The sequence below is a fragment of the Acidimicrobiales bacterium genome, from assembly GCA_036491125.1.
GTDB lineage: Bacteria > Actinomycetota > Acidimicrobiia > Acidimicrobiales > AC-9 > AC-9.
In genome coordinates this window covers 1-4,611 of record DASXCO010000122.1, presented here as the reverse complement: position 1 = coordinate 4,611, position 4,611 = coordinate 1, and the positions used below count along the sequence as shown (strand labels likewise).

General features: G+C 68.0%; 5 protein-coding genes. 1 reads left to right on the top strand and 4 read right to left on the bottom strand.

Annotated features, from left to right (window positions below):
* Together VGF64_10300 and VGF64_10295 are read right to left on the bottom strand one after the other, a co-directional pair.
* A partial coding sequence (locus VGF64_10300; protein HEY1635140.1) for a hypothetical protein occupies positions 1-705 on the bottom strand: 705 nt, incomplete at its 3' end.
* Between the two features lie 89 nt (positions 706-794).
* Positions 795-1,400: a TetR/AcrR family transcriptional regulator gene (locus tag VGF64_10295; protein ID HEY1635139.1), complete on the bottom strand. Its 606-nt coding sequence runs from the start codon at positions 1,398-1,400 to the stop codon at positions 795-797.
* Between the two features lie 68 nt (positions 1,401-1,468).
* Between VGF64_10295 and VGF64_10290 the strand changes: the two genes are divergently transcribed.
* Positions 1,469-2,365, top strand: a complete 897-nt coding sequence (locus tag VGF64_10290; protein HEY1635138.1) for an oxidoreductase — start codon at positions 1,469-1,471, stop codon at positions 2,363-2,365.
* Between the two features lie 32 nt (positions 2,366-2,397).
* Here VGF64_10290 and VGF64_10285 read toward each other — a convergent pair whose 3' ends face one another.
* Both VGF64_10285 and VGF64_10280 read right to left on the bottom strand, forming a co-directional pair.
* Positions 2,398-3,660, bottom strand: coding sequence for a 2'-deoxycytidine 5'-triphosphate deaminase (locus VGF64_10285; GenBank protein ID HEY1635137.1), 1,263 nt, complete (start codon positions 3,658-3,660; stop codon positions 2,398-2,400).
* A gap of 56 nt (positions 3,661-3,716) precedes the next feature.
* Positions 3,717-4,253 carry a DUF4262 domain-containing protein gene (locus VGF64_10280; protein HEY1635136.1) on the bottom strand — a complete coding sequence of 179 codons (537 nt, stop codon included), beginning with the start codon at positions 4,251-4,253 and terminating at the stop codon, positions 3,717-3,719.
* Positions 4,254-4,611 lie beyond the last annotated feature (358 nt).

Sequence of the window (4,611 nt, the reverse complement as noted above, 5' to 3'; positions counted from 1 at the left end):
GCGGCTGATCATCGCCGCCAGCAGCGACTGTTGGAGGCTTTGGGGAAAGGCCGCCGCGAACCCGCCTGTCAGCAGGGAGATCTCCGCCCGGCCCCGGCCTACCAGCGTGATCTGGAATTCGACCGGCACCGTCTGGCCCTGGGCCACGACCGACGTGGTCGCCGAGAAGGCCACGCCCTGATCGCCACTCGGAACGGTCACCCGCGCGCTGGTGACATTGAGCCCGCCGGGGGCCGAGACCTTCTGCCTCTGGAGCTCAGCGGCCAGCACGCTCTGGACGCAGGAGTTTGCCTTCGAGGAGCTGAAGGCCCGGAACGTTCCAGCTGCTTGAGCGGCCGTCGGAGCAAAGGCCACATTCGAGCCGGCGTCCAGCTCGCCGGGGGACCGGGATTGGCTGAAGTTCGGCGAGTCGACATTGACCGTCGTCGCCGCCAGCGACGACGACGCGCCGAGGCAGGTCAACAGCTGACGGGTACTGGCCGTGCCCCCTCCCGACGAGTCTGAGGGTTGCGACTCCCAGCCGGTCGGGAAGTCGCCGGCCTGGAGGTTGATCTGCTGGGCCAGGGCCTTGTCACTCGCCGCCGTCCCACCGCCTGCGGTCGACGAAGAAGTCGTCGTCGACGAAGACCCGGAGCTGCTGCTCCCGCACGCCGACCCGACCACGGCCAGCGCGAGACCGACGATTGGAATCAGGATCCGCGGCACCGAGCGCCCTCCATGGACTCGAACGACCAGCGGGCAGCATATCGAGGAGGTCACACACCTCCGCAGATCAGATGGGGACGATCGACCCCTCAACTCGCCTTGGTCGTGAGTCCGCGCGAGCCTCGTAGAAAGCGCACCACAGCGTCGGCGACGAGCCCGTCTACGCGGTCAGCTTGCACCATGCCCCCTGTGACCAGCGCGGCGATGCCCTGCATGGTGGCGAAGAGGACGAGGCCCACGCGTTCGAGGTCCCCCAGCTCGAGGGCGCCGTCGGCCTGACCCTGCTCGATCAGCTCGAGGATGACGGAAAAGGCCTGCGCTGCCGCGTCGTGCAATGCTCCGGACCGATCGCGGTGCTTGCCGACGAACATCAGCTCCAGCAGCGCGGCATCTCGGGTCGCGAACCGGACGTACGCGGCAGCCGTCGCCCGCAGGCGCGCCTCGAAGTCGTCGTCGGCTGTGTCGACCGCGCCCCGCAGCTCGTGGCCGAGGCGCTCGAACCCGGCCTCGGCGAGCGCATCCAGCAACGCCTGGCGGTCCGAGAAGTGTCGGCGGGGCGCGCCGTGGCTCACTCCGGTCCGGCGCGCCAGCTCACGCAGCGAGAGCCGGTCCACACCCTGCTCGCGGAGGGTCCGCTCCGCCTGGGCGAGCAGCGCGGTACGCAAGTTGCCGTGGTGATAGGGACGCTCCGTCACGAGAACCACAGCGTAGCGGATGAATGTTGCCGTTGACAGCATTGTTGCTTGCGCCTACATTGTTGCTCATGGCTACTTTCGGCATTGCGGACATTCCCGACCTGTCCGGTCGCAGGGCGCTCATCACGGGTGCCAACAGCGGCATCGGCCGGGCCGCGGCTCGAGCGCTTGCGGGCGCCGACGCTCGCGTCGTCCTCGCTGTCCGCGACGTGGAGAAGGGCAAGGCGGCAGCGGCGTCGATGCCCGGCGAGACCGAGGTTCGCCAGCTCGATCTCGCCAGCTTGGCCTCGGTGCGGAGCTTCGCCGCCGGTTGGGATGGTGAGATCGACCTGCTGATCAACAACGCCGGCGTGATGGTGCCGCCCCTGACCCGCACCGCCGAGGGCTTCGAGCTGCAGTTCGGCACCAACCATCTTGGCCACTTTGCCCTGACCAATCTGTTGCTGGGTCACGTCGTCGGCCGCGTGGTGACGGTGTCCTCCACCGGGCACCGTTTCGGCAGGATCGACTTCGACGACCTCAACTGGGAGCGGAAGCCCTACAGAGCGTGGCGCGCCTACGGGCAGTCCAAGCTCGCCAACCTTCTGTTCACGGCCGAGCTCCAGCGACGCCTGAGCGCTGCTGGGTCTCCGATCCTGGCCATGGCCGCCCACCCGGGTTATGCGGCGACCAACCTCCAGTTCCACGGCCAGCGCCGATGGATGGATTCCATCTATACAGTGGCGAACCGTCTGCTCGCCCAGGACGAGGACGCCGGTGCGCTACCGACTCTCTACGCGGCCGTCGCCGATGTGCCCGGCGACAGCTATGCCGGTCCTGGCGGCTTCATGGAGCAGCGGGGCGCACCCAAGCTCGTGGGACGCACGAGCGCCGCAAAGGACCCGGCCGTTGCGCGCCGCCTATGGGACGTCTCGGAGGAGCTGACCGGCGTCGAGTTCCCGCTGCGCGCCACGGACCGCAACTGACTCGGCGCCCCTTCGCGGCTGGGAGCAAGGTGTCAGTCGCGTTCGATCGGGAGGGCCAGCTGGTCGCTGTCCTCGTCGTCACGGCCTTCCGAGCGGGTGTGAGCGGGGGAGGCCTTCTCCGATGACACCGCGCCGCCCGGCCGCAGGAAGTACTTGCCCAGGGTCTCGTGCTGGCGCTGGTACGAGGACCCGATCGCCTCGCCGTACAGGCGGGTCGGTGCCTCCAGCATGCGCTCGAAGGTCAGCTTGCAGACGCGCTGGCCGTGCTCGATCATGAACGGCACGTCGTGCGCTCGTACCTCGAGGGCCGCCCGTGACCCGTGGAACCGGCCCTGCGGGTCGTAGCCAAACCCGGGATCGAAGAAGCCGGCGTAGTGTGTCCGGAGCTCCCCGCTGGTGGGGTCGTACGCCGTCATGTTCGCCGCCAGCGTCGAGGGGATCGAGACGGCCTCGTCCGACATCAAGAGGTAGAACTTCTGTGGGGTCAGGACGATCCGATCTCGCTCCTCGCTGAGCACAGGCTCCCAGTAGCGACCCGGCTCGCGTAGCGCTGGCTGGGTCAGATCGAGCAGCGGCGCGTTGTCCTTCGCCCGGTATCCGACACGCGAGCTGGCATCGCTGCGGAGATCGAGGCTCAGGAACATGCCGTTGGCCAGTGCCAGCCGGTCGGGAGTCACGGCATCGCCGCCCTTGAACAGAAGGGGCTGCTGTTCGTGAAAGTCGCGCACGTCGTCGTCGTCCAGCTGCGATCGGCCGACCGAGAGCCGGAGCTGGCAGAGGCTCAGATCCTCTCGCACCCGAACGGCGAAGGACAGGGGCACGACCTCGAGATAGAGCGGCCCGTCGTAGCCCGGCGCGATCTCGTCGAAGCGGTAGCTCTCGTCGGTGATCACCCGGGTGAAGACGTCGATCCTGCCCGTGGAGCTCTTCGGGTTGGTCCGACCTCGCACGTTGTGGGGAAGGGAGAGCCGTTCTTTGAGCGGAATGAGGTACGGCCGGTTCGTCTCGAGTACGGCGCCTTCTGTGTGCAGATTGAGCTCGTCGATGACGACGTCCTTGAGCTTTCGCTCGACGGCTTGGTCGTCGGGAAGGAAGCTGCAGCGGATCCGGTAGGCGACCTCACCCAGCCGTAGATCGAGGCTCGCTGGCTGCAGGTTCTCCGGCGGGATCGTGAACCCCCCGCCGCTGATGACGTCCGACGAGATGGCCTGGGCGAGGTGCTGGAAAGGCAGGACGCCGTTCTCGCCCGCGGGCAGACTGAAAGGGCCCGAGGCGTGGCTCGACAGCTGCGACACACCTCATCGTAGCGGTGGCGGCGCTCAGCGACGCGCTCCCGTATGGGGCCCGTCGCTCACCGTTTCCCCTTCCGCGGTCGTTGGAGGTGCGCCTGTCGCGCCTGGCGGCCGGGTCCCATGAACGACACATGGCGGTCGCCATCGAGGTTCGGCTGGGTCGGCTGGCATTCGTAGCACCTCCCCTCGTCCGGGAGGACCACCTGCAGGGCGCTGGCCTCGAGGTCGAAGCGCCCTACGTCGCGGTAGTAGCTGGACCACCCAGCCATCAGGCCCCGGCGAAGGTGGCGGGCTCGCACCTGGCGGAAGCCGATCTCGGCTCCCAGTTCGACGCTGGTCCCGCCGGCCTCGAACCGTGTTCCTTCGACGACCGAGCTGGCCAACATCTCGAGCACGGTCACCGCCCGCCCGAGCTCGAAGTTGATGACCACCAGCTCGGGGTGGTTCCGGCTGTCGACCAGGCCGATCGTGTAGACGAACCCTCTGTGGCTCCACCCACTTCCGACCGGAGCCAAGGCGAAGCCGCGGCTGACGATCTGTTCATGGAGGTGCTGGTTGTACTGCTCGTTGGTCCCGCCCTCACAAATGAAGCACATGACATACCTCGCAGATGCACAACACTCCGATCCTTGGAAGGTCGTCGGGCCCGACCTCGAGGCGCGGCGTGACCGTACACGAACACGCGTTCGGTAGCAACCTTGACATCGAACACACGTTCGGGTAGCGTGAGCGGTGCCTTCGTGGGCGAGGCAGTCACCGCCCTCCTCTGATCAGCCGAGCGCGCCCACAGTGCGCGCCCCACGAGCGAGGAGCGGCATGCCCGAGAGCCCCACGGTGGCGAGCCGGGCCCTGCGGGAGGCGCTTTGGGGCCTGCAGCCCGAGGCGTTCACCGGCGACGACTGCGCCGCCATGGCCGAGGACCTGGCCCGCACCGAGAAGACCTGCGCCGCGGCC